This is a genomic window from Polaribacter sp. PL03 (assembly GCF_033875165.1).
GTDB lineage: Bacteria > Bacteroidota > Bacteroidia > Flavobacteriales > Flavobacteriaceae > Polaribacter.
Genome location: NZ_JAWZSV010000004.1, coordinates 163463 through 185419 on the forward strand (window position 1 = coordinate 163463; position 21957 = coordinate 185419).

Annotated in this window: 23 protein-coding genes and 1 other RNA gene; 8 read left to right on the plus strand and 16 right to left on the minus strand. The window is 29.8% G+C overall.

All coding sequences use genetic code 11. The features are described from left to right. Nucleotides 1-122 precede the first annotated feature (122 nt). Both rpmH and carB read left to right on the plus strand, forming a co-directional pair. Complete coding sequence (gene rpmH / locus SHK09_RS09480) at nucleotides 123-284, plus strand: 50S ribosomal protein L34 (RefSeq protein WP_077809647.1); 162 nt, start codon at nucleotides 123-125, stop codon at nucleotides 282-284. A 114-nt stretch (nucleotides 285-398) separates the two neighbouring features. Beyond that, the gene (carB, locus tag SHK09_RS09485; protein ID WP_319810533.1) at nucleotides 399-3254 is read left to right on the plus strand and encodes a carbamoyl-phosphate synthase large subunit; all 2856 of its coding nucleotides are present in this window, start codon (nucleotides 399-401) and stop codon (nucleotides 3252-3254) included. 101 nt (nucleotides 3255-3355) lie between these two features. Here carB and SHK09_RS09490 read toward each other — a convergent pair whose 3' ends face one another. The 10 genes from SHK09_RS09490 to ruvX all read right to left on the minus strand — a co-directional run bounded on the left by SHK09_RS09490 (nucleotide 3356) and on the right by ruvX (nucleotide 9749). Next, a complete protein-coding gene (locus SHK09_RS09490) occupies nucleotides 3356-4042 on the minus strand; it encodes a haloacid dehalogenase type II (protein WP_319810534.1) in 687 nt (228 codons plus the stop codon). A gap of 14 nt (nucleotides 4043-4056) precedes the next feature. Continuing rightward, nucleotides 4057-4719 carry a peroxiredoxin-like family protein gene (locus SHK09_RS09495; protein ID WP_319810535.1) on the minus strand — a complete coding sequence of 221 codons (663 nt, stop codon included), beginning with the start codon at nucleotides 4717-4719 and terminating at the stop codon, nucleotides 4057-4059. Between the two features lie 142 nt (nucleotides 4720-4861). After that, a complete protein-coding gene (locus SHK09_RS09500; protein WP_319810536.1) occupies nucleotides 4862-5506 on the minus strand; it encodes a DsbA family oxidoreductase in 645 nt (214 codons plus the stop codon). A gap of 3 nt (nucleotides 5507-5509) precedes the next feature. Further along, a complete protein-coding gene (locus SHK09_RS09505) occupies nucleotides 5510-5824 on the minus strand; it encodes an EthD family reductase (RefSeq protein ID WP_319810537.1) in 315 nt (104 codons plus the stop codon). A gap of 90 nt (nucleotides 5825-5914) precedes the next feature. Continuing rightward, nucleotides 5915-6463, minus strand: a complete 549-nt coding sequence (locus SHK09_RS09510; protein WP_319810538.1) for a carboxymuconolactone decarboxylase family protein — start codon at nucleotides 6461-6463, stop codon at nucleotides 5915-5917. 76 nt (nucleotides 6464-6539) lie between these two features. After that, nucleotides 6540-7103, minus strand: a complete 564-nt coding sequence (locus SHK09_RS09515) for a TetR/AcrR family transcriptional regulator (RefSeq protein ID WP_319810539.1) — start codon at nucleotides 7101-7103, stop codon at nucleotides 6540-6542. A 213-nt stretch (nucleotides 7104-7316) separates the two neighbouring features. Next, nucleotides 7317-8096 carry a nucleoside triphosphate pyrophosphohydrolase gene (gene mazG, locus SHK09_RS09520; RefSeq protein WP_319810540.1) on the minus strand — a complete coding sequence of 260 codons (780 nt, stop codon included), beginning with the start codon at nucleotides 8094-8096 and terminating at the stop codon, nucleotides 7317-7319. A gap of 70 nt (nucleotides 8097-8166) precedes the next feature. Next, nucleotides 8167-8586, minus strand: coding sequence for a DUF5606 domain-containing protein (locus SHK09_RS09525; protein ID WP_319810541.1), 420 nt, complete (start codon nucleotides 8584-8586; stop codon nucleotides 8167-8169). A 26-nt stretch (nucleotides 8587-8612) separates the two neighbouring features. Continuing rightward, nucleotides 8613-9203: a peptide deformylase gene (gene def, locus SHK09_RS09530; RefSeq protein WP_319810542.1), complete on the minus strand. Its 591-nt coding sequence runs from the start codon at nucleotides 9201-9203 to the stop codon at nucleotides 8613-8615. Nucleotides 9204-9335: 132 nt separating this feature from the next. After that, a complete protein-coding gene (gene ruvX, locus SHK09_RS09535) occupies nucleotides 9336-9749 on the minus strand; it encodes a Holliday junction resolvase RuvX (RefSeq protein WP_319810543.1) in 414 nt (137 codons plus the stop codon). Nucleotides 9750-9869: 120 nt separating this feature from the next. On the opposite strand from ruvX, the gene SHK09_RS09540 reads away from it, so the two are divergent. Both SHK09_RS09540 and SHK09_RS09545 read left to right on the plus strand, forming a co-directional pair. Next, nucleotides 9870-10685 carry a 2,3,4,5-tetrahydropyridine-2,6-dicarboxylate N-succinyltransferase gene (locus SHK09_RS09540; RefSeq protein ID WP_319810544.1) on the plus strand — a complete coding sequence of 272 codons (816 nt, stop codon included), beginning with the start codon at nucleotides 9870-9872 and terminating at the stop codon, nucleotides 10683-10685. A gap of 14 nt (nucleotides 10686-10699) precedes the next feature. Beyond that, a complete protein-coding gene (locus SHK09_RS09545; protein ID WP_319810545.1) occupies nucleotides 10700-11449 on the plus strand; it encodes a glycosyltransferase family 2 protein in 750 nt (249 codons plus the stop codon). A 3-nt stretch (nucleotides 11450-11452) separates the two neighbouring features. Here SHK09_RS09545 and SHK09_RS09550 read toward each other — a convergent pair whose 3' ends face one another. Both SHK09_RS09550 and SHK09_RS09555 read right to left on the minus strand, forming a co-directional pair. Then, nucleotides 11453-12199 (minus strand): glycosyltransferase family 25 protein, encoded by a 747-nt coding sequence (locus SHK09_RS09550; RefSeq protein ID WP_319810546.1) that lies wholly within the window; start codon nucleotides 12197-12199, stop codon nucleotides 11453-11455. Next, entirely contained in the window at nucleotides 12196-12999 is an 804-nt protein-coding gene (locus SHK09_RS09555; protein ID WP_319810547.1) for an alpha-1,2-fucosyltransferase, read from the minus strand. The genes SHK09_RS09550 and SHK09_RS09555 overlap by 4 nt, the downstream gene beginning before the upstream one ends. A 133-nt stretch (nucleotides 13000-13132) precedes the next feature. Between SHK09_RS09555 and SHK09_RS09560 the strand changes: the two genes are divergently transcribed. Further along, complete coding sequence (locus tag SHK09_RS09560) at nucleotides 13133-14548, plus strand: CCA tRNA nucleotidyltransferase (protein ID WP_319810548.1); 1416 nt, start codon at nucleotides 13133-13135, stop codon at nucleotides 14546-14548. A gap of 6 nt (nucleotides 14549-14554) precedes the next feature. Beyond that, entirely contained in the window at nucleotides 14555-15322 is a 768-nt protein-coding gene (locus tag SHK09_RS09565) for a DUF1647 domain-containing protein (RefSeq protein ID WP_319810549.1), read from the plus strand. A 2-nt stretch (nucleotides 15323-15324) separates the two neighbouring features. Here the strand turns inward: SHK09_RS09565 and SHK09_RS09570 are convergent, their stop codons facing one another. The 4 genes from SHK09_RS09570 to SHK09_RS09585 form a co-directional block, all read right to left on the minus strand. Beyond that, on the minus strand, nucleotides 15325-17154 hold the full coding sequence (locus SHK09_RS09570; RefSeq protein ID WP_319810550.1) for an ABC transporter ATP-binding protein: 1830 nt from the start codon (nucleotides 17152-17154) through the stop codon (nucleotides 15325-15327). After that, a complete protein-coding gene (locus SHK09_RS09575) occupies nucleotides 17154-18869 on the minus strand; it encodes a phospho-sugar mutase (protein ID WP_319810551.1) in 1716 nt (571 codons plus the stop codon). Before SHK09_RS09575 ends, SHK09_RS09570 begins: the two co-directional genes overlap by 1 nt. 39 nt (nucleotides 18870-18908) lie before the next feature. Continuing rightward, a complete protein-coding gene (locus tag SHK09_RS09580) occupies nucleotides 18909-19865 on the minus strand; it encodes a glycosyltransferase family 2 protein (protein ID WP_319810552.1) in 957 nt (318 codons plus the stop codon). A gap of 67 nt (nucleotides 19866-19932) precedes the next feature. Continuing rightward, nucleotides 19933-20454: a DUF4199 domain-containing protein gene (locus SHK09_RS09585; protein WP_319810553.1), complete on the minus strand. Its 522-nt coding sequence runs from the start codon at nucleotides 20452-20454 to the stop codon at nucleotides 19933-19935. A 175-nt stretch (nucleotides 20455-20629) separates the two neighbouring features. On the opposite strand from SHK09_RS09585, the gene ffs reads away from it, so the two are divergent. Together ffs and SHK09_RS09595 are read left to right on the plus strand one after the other, a co-directional pair. Further along, nucleotides 20630-20728: signal recognition particle sRNA small type (gene ffs / locus SHK09_RS09590), an RNA gene on the plus strand. 226 nt (nucleotides 20729-20954) lie between these two features. Then, a complete protein-coding gene (locus SHK09_RS09595) occupies nucleotides 20955-21758 on the plus strand; it encodes an SDR family oxidoreductase (protein ID WP_319810554.1) in 804 nt (267 codons plus the stop codon). Nucleotides 21759-21957 lie beyond the last annotated feature (199 nt).

Here is a 21957-nt window from a genome sequence, read left to right on the forward strand (position 1 = left end):
TTTTTTTTTCAAATTGTGTTTGCCAAAAATAAAAACAGTTGTATATTTGCCCACGCTTAAAAAGAAGTAAAATTCTAGAAGCAATCGTAAAGTAATCAAGAAGATATTTAAAAATACATACAATGCCGAAAAGAACTTACCAGCCATCGAAAAGAAAGAGAAGAAACAAACACGGTTTCAGAGAAAGAATGGCTTCAGCTAATGGAAGAAAAGTTTTAGCTAGAAGAAGAGCTAAAGGAAGAAAGAAAATTTCTGTGTCTTCAGAATTTAGACCAAAAAGATAATATAATGATTAACGTTTGTTAATGATTTCAAGGTGTTACTATTTTTTAGTAACACCTTTTTTTATACCCAAGCATTAACTATTTTTGTATAACTAAACAACACAACAACTTACAATGCCAAAAAGAAAAGACCTCAAATCTGTATTAATTATTGGATCTGGACCAATTGTTATTGGACAAGCATGTGAATTCGATTACTCTGGTTCACAATCTTTACGTTCTTTAAGAGAAGATGGAATAGAAACTATTTTAATTAATTCTAATCCTGCAACAATTATGACTGACCCTTCTATGGCAGATCATATCTATTTGTTGCCTCTTAATACAAAATCTATTATTCAAATTTTAAAAGAACATCCGCAAATTGATGCTGTTTTACCAACAATGGGTGGGCAAACTGCATTAAATCTTTGTATTGAAGCAGATGCAAAAGGAATTTGGGAAGATTTTAATGTGAAATTAATAGGTGTAGATATAGATGCTATTAATGTTACAGAAGATAGAGAACAGTTTAGAGAATTAATGATTAAGATTGGTGTGCCAATGGCACCTCAAGCAACAGCTACATCATTTTTAAAAGGGAAAGAAATTGCACAAGAATTTGGTTTTCCTTTAGTAATTCGTTCTTCTTATACTTTAGGTGGGGCAGGAGCTTCTATTGTTTACAAAGCAGAAGATTTCGATAACCTGTTAAGTTTTGGTTTAGAAGCATCACCAATACATGAGGTGATGATTGATAAAGCGATGATGGGGTGGAAAGAATACGAATTAGAGTTATTAAGAGATAAAAATGACAATGTTGTAATTATATGTTCTATCGAAAATATGGATCCTATGGGAATTCATACAGGAGATTCTATTACAGTTGCACCAGCAATGACACTTTCTGACAAAACATATCAGAAAATGCGTGACATGGCAATTCATATGATGCGTTCTATTGGAGATTTTGAAGGAGGATGTAACGTACAGTTTGCAGTTTCACCAGACGAAAAAGAAGATATTATTGCAATTGAAATTAACCCACGTGTTTCTCGTTCTTCTGCATTAGCTTCTAAAGCAACAGGTTATCCTATTGCAAAAGTTGCTACAAAATTAGCAATTGGTTATACATTAGATGAATTAGAAAACGGAATTACAAAATCTACATCTGCTTTATTTGAGCCAACTTTAGATTATGTAATTGTAAAAATACCACGTTGGAATTTTGATAAATTTGAAGGATCTGACAGAACTTTAGGTTTACAAATGAAATCTGTTGGAGAAGTAATGGGAATTGGACGTTCGTTCCAAGAAGCATTGCACAAAGCAACACAGTCTTTAGAAATTAAAAGAAATGGTTTAGGTGCAGATGGAAAAGGCTACACAAATTATGACCAGATTATAGAAAAATTAACCAATGCAAGTTGGGATCGTGTTTTTGCTATTTATGATGCAATCGCTATCGGAATTCCACTAAGTCAGATTCATGATATCACAAGAATAGACATGTGGTATTTAAAGCAATATGAAGAGTTATTTCAACTTCAAAAAGAAATTTCTACATATACTATAGAAACTATTCAAAGAGATTTGTTATTAGAAGCAAAGCAAAAAGGATACGGAGATAGACAAATAGCACACATGCTAGATTGTTTAGAAAGTGAAGTTTATACGAAGAGAGAAGAATTAAAAGTACAACGTGTTTTTAAATTAGTAGATACTTGTGCTGCAGAATTTAAGGCAAAAACGCCTTATTATTATTCAACTTTCGAAAACGAAATTGAAACTGCAGATGGCGAAATTATAATAGCTAATGAAAGTGTCGTTTCAGATAAAAAGAAAATAATTGTTTTAGGTTCTGGACCAAATAGAATTGGTCAAGGAATTGAGTTCGATTACTGTTGTGTACATGGTGTTTTAGCAGCTGCAGAATGTGGTTATGAAACGATTATGATTAACTGTAACCCAGAAACGGTTTCTACAGATTTTGATACCGCAGACAAATTATACTTCGAGCCTGTTTTTTGGGAACATATTTATGACATTATCCGTCATGAAAAACCAGAAGGAGTTATTGTACAATTAGGTGGGCAAACTGCTTTAAAGTTAGCTGAAAAGTTAACAAAATACGGAATTAAAATTATTGGAACTTCTTTTGAAGCTTTAGATATAGCAGAAGATAGAGGAAGATTTTCTGCAATGTTAAAAGAAAATAAAATTCCTTTTCCAGAATATGGTATTGCAGAAACTGCAGACGAAGCTTTGGTTTTAGCAGATGAATTAGATTTTCCTATTTTAGTAAGACCTTCTTACGTTTTAGGGGGACAAGGAATGAAAATTGTAATCAATAAAGAAGAATTGGTAAAACATGTAGTTGATTTATTAGGTAGAATGCCTGGTAATAAATTATTGTTAGATCATTATTTAGATGGCGCAATAGAAGCAGAAGCAGATGCAATTTGCGATGCAGATGGTAATGTGTATATTATTGGTATTATGGAGCATATAGAACCTTGTGGAATTCACTCTGGAGATTCTAACGCAACTTTACCAGCCTTTAATATTGGTGAATTTGTAATGCAACAAATTAAAGATCATACACGTACAATTGCAACAGAATTAAAAACTGTTGGATTGATAAATATTCAGTTTGCAATTAAAGATGATATTGTTTATATTATTGAAGCAAACCCTAGAGCATCTAGAACGGTACCTTTTATAGCAAAAGCCTACAAAGAACCATATGTAAATTATGCAACAAAAGTAATGTTAGGTCATAATAAAGTAACAGATTTTAATTTTAATCCTCAATTAGAAGGTTATGCAATTAAACAACCTGTTTTCTCATTTAATAAATTTCCTAATGTTGATAAGAAGTTAGGACCAGAAATGAAATCTACAGGAGAAAGTATTTTATTTATTGATAGTTTAAAAGATGATCAATTTTATGATTTATACGCTCGTAGAAAAATGTACTTAAGTAAATAAAAAGTAATATTTTATATCATAAAAAAAGCATCCAATTTTGGGTGCTTTTTTTTATGATAATCTATATTTAAAAATAGAATAGGAAGCATTTTTAATTCTTTCTATTCGTAGGTTAAAAGTATCTCTGTAACTTTTTCTAAATCAGAAGCTACAATTTCAGTTTTAGGAGCTAAAGGGAAAATTTGTTGTCCAGGTCTACTTATAAAAGCAGCTCTCCAACCTGCCCAAAGTGCACCTGCAACATCCCAACCATGAGCCGCAACTAACATGCATTCTTCTAATTTTACGTCCATTTTATTAGCTCCCCAAATATAAGTATCTGTAAAAGGTTTGAATTTTCCAGAATCTTCTACACTTAAGCTTTCATCAAAATAAGCTGTTAAACCAGCGCTTATAAATTGATTCTTTAAACCTTCATTTGAAGAATTTGTAAATGCAACCAACTTGTAACCAGCTTTTTTTAAACTCACTAATGCTTTTTTAACTTCAGGGTGAGCTGGTAAATTTTGCATAGAATTAGTAATAAATTCACGCGCTTTTTCTTCTGAGATTGTAATGTTATTATTGGCAGCAACCATTTGTAAAGCAGCAGCACCAATATGTGTAAATGGTTTATATTGCTTACTTGCAGAAGTAACTAAAGAATAATGTAGCATTGTAGTAAACCATAAAGAAAGTAAGTCTTCTCTATCTCCTAAAACTTTACCAATTTGTTTTTTTACTGGAGATAAATCTAAGAGAGTTTCGTTAACATCGAAGAATAATACTTTTGGTTTTACTTTTCTCATGAGAATACTTTTAATTATAATTTCTTTAAAGCATTTATAATATCTGTTGCTTCAGCTCTTTTTGTATAATCTGCATCTAAGAAAGCAAATTTAATAATTCCATTTTTATCAATAACATAAGTGGCAGCTAAAGGTAATTGGTTACTATCATTTCCATTTTTTTTACTTAAACCAAATCCTGCTTCATATATTTCTGCAACTTTATCTGTTAATTTAAAAACAACACCATATTCTTTTCCAATAGTGTTACCAATATCACTAAGAACGTTAAATTCTAAATTATTTTTTTCTGAAGTACTTAAAGAGTTATCTGGTAATTCTGGCGTTAAAGCGATAAGTGTTGCTCCTTGATCTTTAAATTGAGGTAACTTTTGCTGTAAATAATGTAACGTTATATTACAATAAGGACACCAACCACCTCTGTACCATGTTAAAACTACAGGTCCGTTTTTTAGTTCGTTATATAAAGAAATAGAAGTGTTCGAAGCATTTTTTAACGTAAAGTCTGGTGCTTTATCTCCTATGTTAAAAGCACTTTCTAGTATTCCAGAATTTGCTACACTAGTAATTCCATCAGCATAAATTTCACTTTTTTCTTTAGTAAACTTTGCAGGACCTTCTTTTCTTTTTACCTCTAATAATGTATCTAATTCTCCTTTACTTTTATTTATTGCCATTTTTTTATTCTTTGTGTAGTATTTATCTTTTTATAAATTTTCTTATTGATGCATATATACTAGTGGTTTGTTCATCAATAATTAAAATATTCTATTTTGTAGATAAAATAACTTACTGTAATAGTAGTTTTTAGTTTATGCTTTATTCAGCAATTAATTCTGAAAGTACTTGTTTAAAAGTATCGATAGGTTGCGCACCAGTAACGGCACTTTTTCTATTAAAAACAATAGTTGGTACAGAATTTACTCCTAAACTTTTCCAATAATTTTGTTTGGTTCTTACCTCATTTCTTGCTTCTTCATTCTTTAGTTTTAATAATGCGTCATCAGCATTTAAACCAACAGATATTAGTGTTTCTTTTAAAATTTCTACTTTAGAAACATCTTTTCTATCACTAAAAAAAGCTTTTGTAAATGCCATTTTTAATTCGGTTTGTTTTCCGAAGTCTTTGGCGTATTCTAGTAAAATGTGTGCATCGAAAGTGTTTACCATTCGCATTTCATTAAAATAATCGAATTTAAAACCTAATTCTGCACCAGCTTCTGTCATCATTTCTTTCGATTGATTTTGTTGCTCTGTTGTTGAACCATATTTTTCTGTAATATGTTCATTTACATTTTGTCCTTCTGGTGGCATATTCGGATTTAACTCAAATGGTTGCCATTCTATTTCTACTTGATCCTGAATACCAAGTTCTGTAATCGCTTTTTCTAAACGTTTGTAACCAATAGTACACCAAGGGCAAACAACGTCTGAAACAATATCTATTTTTAATTTTTCTTTCATTTCTTAAAATGTTATTAATTCACTAATTTGAAGTTCTCCTTTTACATTACTATAGTTTTTTATGTCTGCAGCAAATATTTCTGCATGCGGACCAAATGAAGCTTGAAAAGAAGCTACATCATCAAACAATAAATGTGCAATTGCCACATAAGGAGCAGGCTCACCAGGAACTCTACTTGCAATTCCTAAATCTAATTCTAAACCTTTTAGTGCATTTCCAAGCGCTTTAGAAATCATTGGTAAGTGGCTTTTTTTATAATAATCAACATCAAACTTTACATCTTTAGAGTTTGGGTACATTACAGATACTTTTATCATAACCTTGTTTTTAGTAATAATTATAAATACACCTCTCGTGTTTATACGAAAGGTGCAAAGTATTAAATTATATGCTTTTATTGCTATAATTTATTTTTTCCAAGCAAATGGTTTAAAAGGAGCATCTACAGGAGTATTAGCAATATGATTTGTATAATTACTAATTACTTTCTGAGATAAACCTAAAATAATTTCTAAAACTTGTTGCTCACCATAACCTGCAGCATAAAAAGCATTTAATTCTTCTTGAGAAACATGCCCTCTGTTACGTGTAATTATTAAAGCTAAAGTACGTAAAGCTTCTAATTTAGGGTTTTCTAGTGGAGTTTCATTTCGTAAAGATTCTGTTATTGCATCATCTACTTTCATCATTTTTGCAATACCAGTATGTGCAGGTACACAATAATGACATGCATGTTCTACGTTTATTGCTTGCCATACTACTGTTAATTCTTCTTCATTAAATGATGTTTTTGTAAATAAATCATGCAATGTTTGGTAAGCCTCAAAAGTTTGAGGAGATGCAGCTAAAACACCATGTAAGCCAGGTATCATACCATATGCTTTTTGAGAGTTAGCTAATAATACTTTACTTTCTTCTGGTGCTGTTTCGTTGTTGTGAATTTTTAAAGTTGTCATAATTTTTTGTTTTTATTTTATTTTTTATGTTAATTTTAACTAAACAATCGTTTAGTTATGTTGCAAAAAAAAGGACTTAAATGTTCATAAAAGTCATTTCTATGTAATCTTTAATCTCTTTAGAACTGTTTACTCTAGAAGCAGCAGCTAAACCATGTTTTGCTAATAATAAAAAGTTAGCTTGTTTTATAACTGTAGCTTCGTCTTTAGAGGTGTCTTTTTGTAATTTTTCGATAAATAATTCTTTTAGGTTTCCCATAAAAGAAGCCATCTGTTCCTTTATTAATAAATCTTCACTTTCCGAAAATTCATTATACGTGTTTGTTAATAAACATCCCTTTTGTAAGCTTCCTTTAAAATCGATATCTACAGAATCATAAAAAAATTGTTTAATATCTTCAACACCGTTTGGTGCATTTTTAAATTTGTCTAAAATTTTACTTACTTTTAATTTGTAACATTTTAAACTTTCTATAAATAAACCATGTTTGTTACCAAAACTAGAATATATAGAAAACTTGTTAATACCCATTTCTTTTTCGAGCATTTGCATAGAAGTAGTTTCGTAGCCTTTTCGCCAAAATAGGTTCATTGCTTTTTCAACAACTTCTTCTTCTTTATATTCTTTCTTTCTTGCCATTATTTCTAATTACGATACAAAACTAAACAATCGGTTAGTAATAAAAAAGTATTTGAACTCTTTTTTGTTTTTTTTAACGTTTTACTGTTATAACGAAAAAGTATAATTATGCCGTTTAAGGTCTTGTTTATTGTACTTATGGTAGTTTGTTTCTGATTTATTTTAGGGGAAATAGAAAATAAAAAGATACATATTAAGTGAGTCTTTTAAAGTTTATTTAAAGAATTCTTTAGATTTCTCCCAATATACATCCATTTCTGTTAGAGACATTTCAGATATATCTTTACCTTCTTTTTTTGCTTCTTCTTCTAAATATTGAAATCTATTTATAAATTTCTTATTTGTTTTTTCTAAAGCATTTTCAGGATTTACACCAATAAAACGAGCGTAATTTATCATAGAAAATAATACATCTCCAAATTCTTTTTCTGTATTTTCTTTATGACCTGCTTTAATTTCTTCGTTTAGTTCAGAAAGTTCTTCTTGTACTTTTTCCCAAACTTGTTCTGGTTTTTCCCAATCGAAACCAACGCCAGCAACTTTTTCTTGAATTCTACTTGCTTTTACAACAGCAGGCAAGCTTTTAGGCACACCTTCTAAAACAGATGTGTTACCTTCTTTTAGTTTTAATTGTTCCCAATTACGTTTTACTTCTTCTTCTGTATTAGCAACAACATCTCCGTAGATATGTGGGTGTCTGCTAATTAATTTGTCACAAATAGAGTTTGCAACATCACCAATATCAAATGCTTTTTTCTCGCTTCCAATTTTGGCATAAAAAACGATGTGCAAAAGCACATCGCCTAATTCCTTTTTTATCTCTGGTAAATCGTTTTCTAGAATAGCATCTGCAAGTTCGTACGTTTCTTCAATTGTTAAATGACGTAGACTTTCTAAGGTTTGTTTTTTATCCCAAGGACATTTCTCACGAAGATCATCCATGATATCTAACAAACGATTAAAAGCAGTTAACTGTTCTTTTCTAGAATTCATTGTTTTATTTCAATGTATCAATATTTAAAGATAATAGTATAAATACTAAAAATTTAAAGTTGTTTACGAATTACTCTTTTTCAGTTTCTTGAGTAGGAGTTTCAATTTTAGAAAAATCCATTCCAGATTTTACTAACAAATTAAACCACTGTATTACTTTTTTTATATTAGAAGTATATACTCTTTCTGCATCATAATCTGGTAAAACTTCTGCGAAAAAAGCTTCTAATTTTTTACTGTTTTCTTTATGAGATATAGCTTCTTTACCTTCTGTTTTTTCAAACATAGCTTTAAAGACTTTTAATAAAGGAACATCTTCTTCATAAGTATAAATAGCAATATTTTCTAATAAACTTACGTTTTGTGCTGCGTTAATAGCTACTCTTTTATTGTCTGTTAAAGAAGAAACTATAATTGCATTTTTAGATTGAGAAACTACTTGGTGTAAACCTGGTTTACCAGTAACGGCGATAATTTTGTTAAATTCCATATGATATATTTTTGTGTCTTTTAAGACTATTTACCTTTTTTTTGATTTGGAAAACGCATTCTGTAATCTGCGCTAATTTTTCCTTTAGAAATGTTTTCTAATTTCTTTTTTATAATTCTTTTTTTAAGAGATGAAAGCTTGTCTGTAAATAAGATTCCTTCTATATGGTCATATTCATGCTGAAAAACTCTAGCAGCCAAACCATCTAAAGTTTCTGTATGCTTTACAAATTCTTCATCTTGATATTCAATTGTAACTTGAGGTTGACGAAAAACGTCTTCTCTAACATCAGGAATACTTAAACAACCTTCGTTAAAAACCCATTCTTCACCTTCTTCTTCTATGATTTTTGCGTTTATAAAGACTCTATTAAAGTTTTTTAAAGCTTCTCTATCTTTATCAGATAATTCTTCGTCATCTGCAAAAGGTGAAGCATCAATTGTAAACAAACGAATTGCTTTTCCAATCTGTGGAGCTGCTAAACCAACGCCAGAAGCATTGTACATAGTCTCTTTCATGTTGGCAATCAATTTTTCTAGACCAGGATAATCTGCATCTATTTCTACAGCAACTTTTCTTAAAACAGGATCTCCGTAAGCAACAATTGGTAAAATCATTTATTTTTATTTAAAACGATTGCAAAAGTACAATTTAGAATTACGAATTACGAATTTTGAATTGCGAATTTTAAGGCTTCTTTGTTTTTAAATTAAATTTAACCATAGAACACTATATGAAGTTTATATAATTTAATGTTGGCTATATAAATAAGACTGTAAAATGATGGTAGCACTAATTTCATCTACCATTGCCTTATTTCTGCGTTGTTTTTTTTTCATTCCACTATCAATCATCGTTTGAAAAGCCATTTTAGACGTAAAACGTTCGTCTATTCTTTTCATTGGAATTTGAGGAAATAATTTTTCTATTTTTTTTAAAAAAGGTAGAATTAGTGCTTCACTTTCGCTATCAGAATTATCCATTTGTTTAGGTTGCCCCATTAAGAATAATTCAACTTTTTCTTTAGACGTATATTCTTTAAGAAAAGTTAATAACTCTGCTGTGTTTACAGTTGTTAAGCCAGATGCAATTATTTGCAACTCGTCTGTAACTGCAATTCCTGTTCTTTTTTTTCCGAAATCTATTGCTAAAATTCTAGCCATTTACAATTGTTTTTGCAAAAATACGTTTTTTAAACAAAGCAGAAATATCTGTTTAAAAAATGTATCTTCGCTTTCAGTTTTTACGGATAGATTTATATTTGCAGAAATTATACAATTAAAATGAAAGAAATTAGAGATATTATAGAAACAGCTTGGGAAAATCGTGAGTTATTAAAAGAACAAAATACGATTGATACTATTAGAAAAGTTATAGATTTATTAGATAAAGGACAATTAAGAGTTGCAGAACCAACAGCTGATGGTTGGCAAGTAAATGAATGGATTAAAAAAGCTGTAGTTTTATATTTTCCAATTCAGAAAATGGAAACTTTAGAAGCTGGTATTTTCGAATATCATGATAAAATGCCTTTAAAGACGGATTATGCAGGACAAGGAGTTCGTGTAGTTCCAGGAGCATCTGCTCGTAAAGGATCTTATCTTTCTCCTGGTACTATTTTAATGCCAAGTTATGTAAATATTGGTGCGTATGTAGATGAAGGAACAATGGTTGATACTTGGGCAACAGTAGGTTCTTGTGCACAAATTGGTAAAAATGTACACCTTTCTGGTGGAGTAGGTATTGGTGGTGTTTTAGAACCATTACAAGCGGCTCCAGTAATTATAGAAGATGGCGTTTTTGTTGGTTCTAGATGTATTGTTGTAGAAGGTGTTAGAGTAGAAAAAGAGGCGGTTTTAGGAGCAAACGTTGTGTTAACAATGAGTACTAAAATTATAGATGTAACGGGTGATGAACCTGTAGAAATGAAAGGTATAGTTCCTGCAAGATCTGTAGTAATTCCTGGGAGTTATACAAAGAAATTTGCTGCAGGAGAATTCAATGTACCTTGTGCATTAATTATTGGAAAAAGAAAAGAAAGTACCAACAAGAAAACATCTTTAAACGATGCTTTACGTGAGTACGACGTAGCTGTTTAAGGTTTAAAAATGCTATGACAAAAATATCGGCAATTATACCAACACTAAATGAAGAAATTCATATAGCGGAAGCAATAAAATCTGTAAGTTTTGCGGATGAAATTATTGTTATAGATTCTTTTAGTACAGATAAAACAATAGAAATAGCTGAGAAGTTAAATGTAAAAATCATCAAACGAAAGTTTGATGATTTTTCTTCTCAAAAGAACTTCGCAATTGATCAAGCAAAGCATAAATGGATCTATATTTTAGATGCTGACGAAAGAGTAACAGTTAAAGTTGAAAAAGAAATTTTAGAAGCTGTTAGAAATCCCAAAAAAAATATAGGTTTTTATGTGAGGAGAACCTTTTATTTTTGCGGTAAAAAAATAAACTATGGTGGTTGCCAAAGAGATAAAGTTGTTCGTTTATTTTTAAAAGAACATTGTAAATATGCAGGTGTAGTTCATGAAACTATTGTTGCAGACGGTAAATTGGGGTTCTTAAAAAATAAAGTAGACCATTATTCTTATAAAAGTTACGACCATTATATCTCTAAAATGAATCATTATGGAGAGTTAAGAGGAAAACAGTTTTTTAAAGAAGGAAAAAAAGTAAATTTATTTCACATTTTAATTAAACCACCTGCAAGATTTTTTATCCATTATTTTATTAGATTAGGTTTTTTAGATGGTTTTCCTGGTTTTGTTTTTGCAAAAACGCAAGCATACGGAGTTTTAACTAAATATATTAAATTGTGGTTGCTAAATAATGGAGTTAAATAAAAATTAACTCTTTTTATAAAAAATATAATTTCTTAAACATCTTTGAAGCTTATAGGTGAATAAAGCAATGAGCTGCCATAAAGGTCTAAAGATTTCTCTAAGAGCCTTCTTCCAAACAATCATGTTGTTTTGCTGAATCGTACTACCGCCTATTTTTTTATCAATACTAAATACATATTGTTTATTTGTAGAATACAACTTCACTTTATGTTTGTAAACATCTTGCTTCATTACATCGATAGGAGCATAGTAATCACTTAAATTATTAGATAATTTTTTAGCAGCACCTCTACCAATAATTTGTCCAATCATTAAAACGGGAGGCATTAAAAAGGTGTTAAGTAAATCATTTTTTTCTAAGGAATAGAACCCTTTTTTTCCTGAGATATCTATGAAATCATCCATAGTTATTTTTTCTAGTAATAGTTCTAAATCTTTAAAAAAATCATTATTAATTTGAGCATCATCTTCTAAAACAATCGAAAAATCTTCTGGTTGCTTAGAAAGAAAGTCCCAAAGTTTAAAATGTGTTAAGCAAATTCCAATTTCACCATCATTAGGAAAAGGGTAATGTGCTAAAATATTGTGTTTACTTTTTTCTTTTTTAAGAAGATTAGGGTCTAATTCCTTACCATAAACAGCAGATATTCTTGTAATAGGAATGTTCAATTCTTTAAATTGATTTTCCATAAAACTCTTACGATCTGTACTTTTATCTAAATTTATGTAGTATACTTTGTATGACTTCATATTTTTATCCAGTTTAGGCAAGCAATTTCATTTTTTTTATCAACAAACCATTGCTTAGGAGAAATTACTGTTTTGTCTTCATTAGTGTTTAACCACGCTCCCCACCAAGAAAAACTACTATTTGCAGTAATATTATTTTTACATAAACTCATTAAATAAATATCTTCATGAGGTAAACATTTATGGTCTATATAAATAGCGTTTTTAAGAATTAAGTTTTCTTTTGTCCAAGGAATATCATCAGAAAAAACAAAAAAAGCAACATTTTTATACTTCTCTTCAATTATTTTTATTCCCTCTTTATAATAGTCTAAACTACAAGTTCCATGAATAGTGTTAGATTTAGAATTAGAAACATAATCGCCTCTTCTTATATGCACAGAACAACTATTTGCTGCCTGTATAATCTCTTTTTTATATTGCTTCGTAGAATTTGCTGTTTCTCTATTTACTATAAATTGTTGTAATAATGTACTTCTAATTTCTGAAAAATATTTTTCTGTTTGAAAGTATCCTTTTACATATTCACTACCTTTTAATGAAAGTAATTTGTTATTGTAGAGTAAATCTTCTTCTTTTAAGGTTTTAAAAGGATTAATTTTAGAAAATAAGACACTAGATTTTTTTGCACTTTCTAAATTTATATGATATTTATCTAATTGGTAACCACCATGTAATTTGTACTTTTTAAAACCAGTAATATCTAATTTCACATCAAACCCTTTCATTTCTAGCGCCTTTGCATACGCATATTGAAACATTTGATTTCCTAAACCACCAAGTATTCTAACAATAACCATACTTATTTTAACTTCAGAAAGGCGTTATTTTTGTGCCACAAACAAAAGTACAAATGTTATTGCAATTTTCTTTTATGAATTTGATGTTTAAAAGCTTAGAAAATAATAAATTTGCAAACACTTTTTAAGAAATATGAAGCATACAGAAGCCATCTCATTAGAAATTTTTACAATTATTTCAGAAGCATCAAAACAGTTACAGGTAGAAAGCTATGTAATTGGTGGTTTTGTGCGAGACTTTTTTCTAAAAAGAGGTACCGCAAAAGATATTGATGTTGTTGCTATTGGAAGCGGAATTGAGCTGGCTAAGAAAGTATCTAGTTTATTGCCAAACAAACCTAAAGTACAAGTTTTTAAAACGTATGGTACAGCAATGTTGCGTTATAAAGATGTAGAAATTGAATTTGTTGGTGCAAGAAAAGAATCCTACTCAGAAGAAAGTAGAAATCCAGAGGTTACTGAAGGCAGTTTACAAGACGATCAAAATAGAAGAGATTTTACTATAAATGCATTGGCTTTAAGTTTAAATGAAGATAATTTTGGTGAGTTATTAGATCCATTTAATGGAATGGAAGACTTGGCTAATGGAATTATTAGAACGCCTTTAGATCCAGATATTACTTATTCAGACGATCCTTTAAGAATGATGAGAGCAATAAGATTTGCTTCTCAATTAAATTTTACAATTGAAGAATATTCTCTTTCTGCAATTACTAAAAATTCTAAAAGGTTACATATTATAACAAGAGAACGTATTGTTGATGAGTTAAATAAAATAATGTCATCTGTAAAACCATCGATAGGATTTTTATTGTTGGAAGAAACAACGTTATTACCGCAAATTTTACCGGAATTAATTGATTTAAAAGGAGTAGAAGAGGTAGAAGGGCAAAAACATAAAGATAATTTTTACCATACATTAGAGGTTGTAGATAATATTTCTGAACATACACAAGACGTTTGGTTACGTTGGGCAGCATTATTACATGATATTGGTAAAGCACCTACGAAGAAATTTAGCCAGAAAGTAGGTTGGACTTTCCATTCTCATGAGTTTGTAGGCTCTAAAATGGTTTATAAAATATTTAAAAGGTTAAAAATGCCTTTGAACAATAAAATGAAATTTGTTCAAAAGATGGTAATGTTAAGTTCGCGCCCTATTGTTTTAGCAAGTGACGTTACAGATTCTGCTGTTAGACGTTTGGTTTTTGATGCTGGTGATGATATTAATTCTTTAATGACACTTTGTGAAGCAGATATTACAACTAAAAATCCTAGGAAATTTAAAAGATATCATGCCAACTTCGAAGTTGTTAGATCTAAAATTAAAGAAGTAGAAGAAAGAGATCGTGTACGTAATTTTCAACCACCAATTTCTGGTGAAGAAATAATAAAAGCTTTTAATTTACAACCTTGTAGAGAAATAGGGCAAATAAAAGAAGCTATAAAAGAAGCTATTTTAGATGGTAAAATACCTAATGAGCATAAAGCTTGTTACGATTTTATGATTCTTAAAGGAAAGGAATTAGGTTTAACAATTACTGAATAACTGCTTATGAAAATCTTAACAGAACTTAGAACTTCTTTATTAGAATTGCGTCTTTTGTTTTTTAAAAGTACACAAGATTTAGTAATTGTTACAGGTTCTGATAGTTCTCATTTTAAGAGTTTACTACAACTTTTAAAAAGTTTAACTATTCATGAAAGTAACACTAAAGTTATTATTTTTGATTTAGGTATTACGGTAAAAGAAATAGAAATAATCAAAAATGATTTTCCTTCTTTTGAATTAAGAAAATTCGATTACTCTTTATATCCGTCGTACTTTAATATTAAAAAAAATGCTGGTGAATATGCATGGAAACCAGTAATAATTAATAATATTTTAAATGAATTTAAAACATCTGTTTGTTGGTTAGATGGTGGTAATAAGGTTGTTAAACCATTAACTTCTATTAGAAAATTAATAGAGTTTTATGGGTTTTATTCCCCTTTTTCTAAAGGAATTATTTCTGATTGGACACATCCTAAAACCTTAGATTATATAGGTGTTTCTAGTGATGTAGCGTTGCTTAAAAAACGCAGTTTAAATGGTGCATGCGTTTCTGCAAACTATAATAATATAGAGGTTAGAAACGTTATTGAAAAATGGAGTGATTGCGCTAAATCGAAAGATTGTATCGCTCCTGAAGGCAGTAGTAGAGAAAACCATAGACAAGATCAAGCGGTTTTATCTACTTTAGTTTATAAGCATATTCCTGAAATAGGAAATAAAATGATGTATCGAAAATTTGGTTTTAAGACACATCAAGATATTGATTAATTTCAACTTAGACTCTGCATAGTAACTAATTTAAAGTACTCACCTTTTTTAGCAAGTAGTTCTTCGTGTTTACCTTGCTCTACAATTTTCCCTTTTTTCATTACAACAATCTTATCTGCTTTTTGAATGGTAGATAATCTGTGCGCAATTACTAAAGAAGTTCTGTTTTGCATCATCTTTTCTAATGCAACTTGCACCAATTGTTCAGATTCTGTATCTAAAGCAGATGTTGCTTCATCTAAAATCATAATTGGTGGATTCTTTAAAACTGCTCTCGCAATAGACAAACGTTGTTTTTGTCCACCAGAAAGTGTGTTTCCACTGTCACCAATATTTGTATTGTATTTTTCTGGTAAATTCTGAATAAATTCATCTGCATTTGCAATTTTAGCCGCTTCTAATATTGCTGCATCCGTTGCATTTTGTGCGCCTAATTTAATGTTGTTTGCAATCGTATCATTAAATAGAATAGAATCTTGAGAAACAATTCCCATTAAATCTCTTAAAGACTTTTTAGTAACCTCTTTTATGTTGTTGCCATCAATAAAGACATCACCTTTATTAACGTCATAGAAACGAGTAATAAGGTTTGCTAGTGTAGATTTACCACTACCAGATTGCCCAACAAGAGCTACCGTTTCTCCTTTATTAATAGTTAAAGAGAAGTCTTTTAAAACATAAGCATCTTTATATTTAAATGAAATGTTTTTAAACTCAATTTTACTCGAGAAATTTTCTTTGACAGTAGCGTTTGCAATATCTTTAATACTGTTTTCTGTATTTAAAACAGTCATAATTCTTTCTGCAGAAGCTTCTCCTTTTTGTATATTATAATACGTTGTTGTAATTAATTTTATTGGGTTTAAAACCGTATAAAACAATACAATGTAACCAAAAAACTCGTCTGGTTGTAGAGGGCTTGTTTTAGATAAAACTTCTGTACCACCATACCAAAGAATTGCAATAATAGTAGCAGAACCTAAAAACTCACTCATTGGAGACGCTAACGTTTGCCTGTGAAAAACACTAGTCATTAGTTTTTGAAAACTAAACGTAGAGTTGTTAAATTTAGTTTCTATTACTTTTTCTGCATTAAAACCTTTTATAATTCTTAGGCCAGTTAATGTCTCTTCTATAAACGATAAAAAATTACCTGTTTCTTTTTGTGCTTTAGCCGAATTTGCTTTTAATTTCTTACTAATAGAAGAAATAATAAAACCAGAAACTGGTAATAAAACAAAGACAAAAAGAGTAAGTTTTACGCTCATAAAAAGCATAATTGTTATAGAGATAATAACAGTTAGAGGCTCTCTTACAATAACTTCTACAGAGGTTAGAATAGAGTTTTCTACTTCTTGTACATCAGAAGTCATACGTGCAATAATATCTCCTTTTCTTTTTTCTGAAAAATAAGAAATTGGTAGCTCTACTATCTTGTGATATAATTTATCACGCAAATCTTTAACGATACCTGTTCTTAAAAATGTGATTACATATGAAGCTAAATATCTAAAGAAATTTTTAAAAAAGAAAAGAGATAACGCTAATAAACAAATGAAAAGAAGCGTATTTATTTCTCCGTTATTTTCTATTTTTTGAGAGATAAATAGATAAAAACTATCTTTTAAGTAATTACCAATACTTAAAATGCCATTATAAGTTGGTTCTTGTAAAACTTTTTTATCTGTACCAAATAGAATTCCTAAAACAGGAATAAAAGCTAAAACAGATAATACATTAAAAATTGCATAAAGTATGTTGAATATAATATTTAGAATAGTAAATTTTCGATACTTTTTCTCATATTTTAAAATGTCTTTAAAATAGCCCATTAATTCAGTTTCATTTCTTTAATAATTCTTTGAATCTTAGTGTCTAACTCAGTTTCAACTTTTTCTGCATTTACTTTAGAATCTAAAGAAGTATTTACGCTAAAGTAAAATTTTATTTTAGGCTCTGTACCACTTGGTCTTGCAGCTATTCTTGTTCCGTTTGCCGTTTGATAAATTAAAACATTAGATTTTGGTAAATCGATGTTTGTTACTTCACCAGTAATTAAATTTTTTCTTGTAGACGCTTCGTAATCAGAAAGAGATTCTACTTTTTCTCCATCAATTTCTGTTAATGGGTTGTTACGCATGTCGCTTAACATTTGTTTAATTTCTGCAGCACCATCCATTCCTTTTTTAGTAATAGAAATTAAATGCTCTTTATAGAAATTATTTCTTATGTAAATAGCTAATAATTCTTCATAAAAAGAACCTCCGTTTTGTTTAGCATATGCAGCAACTTCACAAGCTAATAAAGTAGCAGTAACTGCATCTTTATCTCTTACAAACTCACCAACCATATAACCAAAGCTTTCTTCACCACCACCAATAAAATCTAGTTCTGGAAAATCTCTTACCATTTTAGCAATCCATTTAAAACCAGTTAAACCAACTTTAGTTTCAACTTTATAACTATTTGCTACCTCATTTACTAATTCTGTAGAAACAATTGTAGATCCTACAAATTGTTTGCCATTCATTTTACCTTCTTCTTTCCATTTTTTCAACAAGAACTCTGTCATAACAACCATTGTCTGGTTCCCATTCATTAGTTTCATGTTTCCATCAAGATCTCTAATAGCAACACCTAATCTATCACAATCTGGGTCTGTACCAATAACAATATCTGCTCCAATTTTGTTTGCTAAATCAGTAGCCATTTTTAAAGCTTCTGGTTCTTCTGGGTTTGGTGATTTTACCGTAGGGAAATCTCCATTAGGTACTCTTTGTTCTTCAACAATGTGTACATCTGTATAACCTGCTTTTGCCAATGCATCTGGCACAGAAACAATAGAAGTTCCGTGTAAAGAAGTAAAGACAATTTTTAAATTTTTTCTATCTATTTTATCAGATAAAGAACCGTTTTTTACAGAAGCATCAATAAATACATCATCAACTTCTTTTCCTATAGTTTCAATTAAACTTTCGTTTGCATCAAACTTAATTTCAGAGAAATCTAAAGCATTTACGTTTCCTATAATTCCACCATCATGAGGAGGAACAATTTGACCACCATCTGCCCAATATACTTTATAACCATTGTATTCTGGCGGATTGTGAGAAGCTGTTAAAACAATACCAGCGTCACAACCTAAATGACGAACAGCAAAAGATAATTCTGGTGTTGCACGTAAATCTTCAAAAAGAAATACTTTTATATTATTAGCAGAGAAAACATCTGAAACAATTTTAGCAAATTTCTTGCTATTGTGTCTACAGTCGTAAGCAATTACAACACTTAGCTGTTCTTTTTTTACGTTTTCTATTAAATAGTTAGACAAACCTTGTGTAGCTCTACCAAGAGTATATTTATTAATTCTATTAGTTCCTGCGCCCATAACACCACGCATTCCACCAGTACCAAATTCCATGTTTTTATAGAATCTATCTGCTAAATCTGGAGAATTAGAAGTTATTAATTGTTGAATTTCTTGTTGAGTTTCAGCGTCAAAAGTAGAAGATAACCACTGTTTTGCTTTGTCTAATATTTCGCTCATTTTTTTATTTTTTATGCTTCTTAGATGCAAATATACATTTTAGAAGTTGAGTTTTTCTTTTATTGAATAGTGTTTTTCGTTGCTTTTAGTCTTAATAATAAGTTCTCCTATAAAACCAGCTAAGAATAAAATAGTTCCTAGAATCATAGAAGTTAGCGCAATAAAAAACCACGGATTATCGGTTACTAAGATAGTTTTAATTCCGTTAAAAACTTTATAGAGCTTGTAAGCACCTATATAAAATGCAGATGTTGTTCCAAAAAGAAACATAATTGTACCCCAAAGGCCAAAAAAGTGCATTGGTCTTTTACCAAATTTAGATAAAAAAGAAATGGTAATTAGGTCTAAAAAACCATTTACAAAACGATCTATACCAAATTTTGTAACGCCATATTTTCTAGCTTGGTGTTGTACTACTTTTTCACCAATTTTATTAAAGCCTTCATTTTTAGCTAACACAGGGATGTATCTGTGCATTTCTCCGCTAAGTTTTACAGTTTTAATAACAATGTTCTTGTAGGCTTTTAACCCACAATTAAAATCGTGTAATTTTAAGCCAGAAGTTTTTCTAGCTGCAGCATTAAATAATTTTGAAGGAATGTTTTTGGTGATAACATTATCATAACGTTTCTTTTTCCAACCAGAAATAAGGTCGAAGTCTTCTTTTATTATTAAGTTGTATAACTCTGGTATTTCATCTGGGTTGTCTTGCAAATCTGCATCCATAGTTATTACTACGTTACCTTTTGCCATTTCGAAACCAGCGTCTAAAGCTTGCGACTTACCAAAGTTTTTTTGAAAACGAATACCTTTTACAGCGTTGTTTTCTTTAGATAATCTTTCGATAACATGCCATGAAGTATCTGTACTTCCATCATCAATAAAAATTATTTCATATAAATAACGATTGGATTGCATAACTTTTGCAATCCAATCGTGTAATTCATTTAAAGATTCTTCTTCATTAAGAAGTGGTATTACTACCGAAATATCCATAATTTGATATTAAGTTTAAGATATAAGTTTAAAAAAATAAAACTTATAAGACAAAGAATTATTATACTTAGTAAGCTTCTTCTTCAGATTTTTTCATTATTGCAGCAGCAATTGCAGCAACTATAAAACCACCAATAGCATACCCAATTATACCTAAAGCAGCAATAATTGTTGGCCCTTGAAAAGCTTTCCCCATTTCATTAGCAGCTTCAATTTGTTCTTCTGTCATTCCTTGATCTAAAAATGCTTGATTTTGAACTTCCATCATTTGGTTCATAAATTCAGGCTCAATAAAATTCATGAAGAAATAGTTATAAATAACTAATATTAAACCTCCTAAAATAGCAACACCAACACCAATTTTAACACCTTGTCCCCAAGATAAAAAACCACCATTAGCTGCTTTGTATTGTTTAATTCCAAATACAATTGCTCCAATAAAAATAATCGCATTTATAATAGAAGTAGACCAGTGAGGTTTTAAGTGATTTCCTGTAGCATATATAACTAGAGATAAAATAACAGTTGCAACACCTAATATTACTCCGTTATTTACAATAAAACCTTTACTATTTACTTGATTTTCCATTTTTTTAATTTTAGTTAGTTATACAAATATATTCATTTCATCGAGATAGTTTTATTTTTTATATTTTTTTGATAAACTTACTCAACAATAGATTAGTATTCAGTGTCTTAAAAATGTTACAAAAAAAACTGTAATTTTTTAATTGCCATAAGAAAAATCTGTTGTAAATTTGCCTCGGCAAGTCCTACACAACTAGCTCCCTTTGAATCCTCCAGGGCGGGAACGCAGCAAAGGTATTAGGTTGTAGCGGTGTGATGTAGGTAGCTTGCCATTTTTTATTTCTCTAATTAATTCTGAATCTCTTCAGAATTTTTCTTTTTTAGAGCTGTTATTAACTTTCTCCTTTTTAGTTTCCTTCATTTACTTTTAAGATATTTGCGTTATTATTGAAGAATTTGAAAATTAAATAATTAAATAATTAAATAATTCAAAAATTCTATTTTTAGTACTTTAATCATTCAATTCTTTAATGTTATAATCTTTCAATCATATAATATCTTATGTCTAAAGTTGTATTAATTACCGGAGCTTCCTCTGGAATAGGAAAATCTATTGCTACGTTTTTATCTAAAAAAGGATATAAAGTTTATGGTACAAGTAGAAAACCTAAAAATACCGAGAATTTTTCTTTTGAACTAATTGCCTTAGATGTATTAAAAGTTGATACGATTAATGTAGCTATCGATTTTATTATTAAAAAGGAAGGAAGGTTAGATGTTTTGGTAAATAATGCTGGAATGGGAATTACGGGGCCAATAGAAGATACGCCAACAGATGAAATGCGTGCTGTTTTTAACACCAATTTATTTGGAGCAATAGATGTAATGAAGGCTGTTTTGCCACAAATGCGCAAGCAAAAGTTAGGTACTATTATTAATGTAACTTCTATTGCTGGTTATATGGGATTGCCTTTTAGAGGTTTGTATTCTGCCACAAAAGGAGCTTTAGAAACGATTACTGAAGCGACAAGTATGGAAGTAAAACCCTTCGGAATTAATGTAACGTGTGTTGCGCCTGGAGATTTTGCAACCAATATTGCTGCTGGAAGATATCATACGCCTGTTTTTGAAAACTCTGCTTACAAAGAAAATTATAGTGCAAATTTAAATTTAATGGATGCACATGTAAGTGGTGGTATGGATCCTATAGAAATGGCAAAAGCTGTACATAATATTATAGAAACTAAAAATCCGAAGATTCATTATAAAGTAGGTGGTTTTATGGAAAAATTCTCTATTGTTTTAAAACGAATTTTGCCAGACAGAATGTATGAGAAAATCTTAATGAAGCATTATAAATTATAGTTTCTTATTTAGAACCAACAGTTTTTTAATACTTGGTAGGTCTGAAAATACTTTTATTTAACTTCTAAGAATTGTTATGAACTAACTATCTTTGCGTTAGGGATTGAAGCAATTGTTTGAGCTCTTTTTTGTTTTTTAACAAAAAAAGCGAGTGCGTAAAGCCCGCTCGAACGCCCAAAAAAAAGAACAATTACAACTA

Excerpts from the sequence above, each read along its gene's own strand:
- def (WP_319810542.1), bottom strand. The coding sequence starts at position 9,203 with ATGATTTTACCAATTGTTGCTTACGGAGATCCTGTTTTAAGAAAAGTT.
- SHK09_RS09525 (WP_319810541.1), bottom strand. The coding sequence starts at position 8,586 with ATGGAATTTAACAAAATTATCGCCGTTACTGGTAAACCAGGTTTACAC.
- SHK09_RS09545 (WP_319810545.1), top strand. The coding sequence starts at position 10,700 with ATGACAAAAATATCGGCAATTATACCAACACTAAATGAAGAAATTCAT.
- SHK09_RS09510 (WP_319810538.1), bottom strand. The coding sequence starts at position 6,463 with ATGACAACTTTAAAAATTCACAACAACGAAACAGCACCAGAAGAAAGT.
- SHK09_RS09500 (WP_319810536.1), bottom strand. The coding sequence starts at position 5,506 with ATGAAAGAAAAATTAAAAATAGATATTGTTTCAGACGTTGTTTGCCCT.
- SHK09_RS09595 (WP_319810554.1), top strand. The coding sequence starts at position 20,955 with ATGTCTAAAGTTGTATTAATTACCGGAGCTTCCTCTGGAATAGGAAAA.
- SHK09_RS09555 (WP_319810547.1), bottom strand. The coding sequence starts at position 12,999 with ATGGTTATTGTTAGAATACTTGGTGGTTTAGGAAATCAAATGTTTCAA.
- carB (WP_319810533.1), top strand. The coding sequence starts at position 399 with ATGCCAAAAAGAAAAGACCTCAAATCTGTATTAATTATTGGATCTGGA.
- SHK09_RS09550 (WP_319810546.1), bottom strand. The coding sequence starts at position 12,199 with ATGAAGTCATACAAAGTATACTACATAAATTTAGATAAAAGTACAGAT.
- SHK09_RS09585 (WP_319810553.1), bottom strand. The coding sequence starts at position 20,454 with ATGGAAAATCAAGTAAATAGTAAAGGTTTTATTGTAAATAACGGAGTA.
- SHK09_RS09505 (WP_319810537.1), bottom strand. The coding sequence starts at position 5,824 with ATGATAAAAGTATCTGTAATGTACCCAAACTCTAAAGATGTAAAGTTT.
- ruvX (WP_319810543.1), bottom strand. The coding sequence starts at position 9,749 with ATGGCTAGAATTTTAGCAATAGATTTCGGAAAAAAAAGAACAGGAATT.
- SHK09_RS09580 (WP_319810552.1), bottom strand. The coding sequence starts at position 19,865 with ATGGATATTTCGGTAGTAATACCACTTCTTAATGAAGAAGAATCTTTA.
- SHK09_RS09575 (WP_319810551.1), bottom strand. The coding sequence starts at position 18,869 with ATGAGCGAAATATTAGACAAAGCAAAACAGTGGTTATCTTCTACTTTT.
- SHK09_RS09565 (WP_319810549.1), top strand. The coding sequence starts at position 14,555 with ATGAAAATCTTAACAGAACTTAGAACTTCTTTATTAGAATTGCGTCTT.
- SHK09_RS09495 (WP_319810535.1), bottom strand. The coding sequence starts at position 4,719 with ATGGCAATAAATAAAAGTAAAGGAGAATTAGATACATTATTAGAGGTA.
- SHK09_RS09540 (WP_319810544.1), top strand. The coding sequence starts at position 9,870 with ATGAAAGAAATTAGAGATATTATAGAAACAGCTTGGGAAAATCGTGAG.
- rpmH (WP_077809647.1), top strand. The coding sequence starts at position 123 with ATGCCGAAAAGAACTTACCAGCCATCGAAAAGAAAGAGAAGAAACAAA.
- SHK09_RS09560 (WP_319810548.1), top strand. The coding sequence starts at position 13,133 with ATGAAGCATACAGAAGCCATCTCATTAGAAATTTTTACAATTATTTCA.
- SHK09_RS09490 (WP_319810534.1), bottom strand. The coding sequence starts at position 4,042 with ATGAGAAAAGTAAAACCAAAAGTATTATTCTTCGATGTTAACGAAACT.
- SHK09_RS09570 (WP_319810550.1), bottom strand. The coding sequence starts at position 17,154 with ATGGGCTATTTTAAAGACATTTTAAAATATGAGAAAAAGTATCGAAAA.
- mazG (WP_319810540.1), bottom strand. The coding sequence starts at position 8,096 with ATGAATTCTAGAAAAGAACAGTTAACTGCTTTTAATCGTTTGTTAGAT.
- SHK09_RS09515 (WP_319810539.1), bottom strand. The coding sequence starts at position 7,103 with ATGGCAAGAAAGAAAGAATATAAAGAAGAAGAAGTTGTTGAAAAAGCA.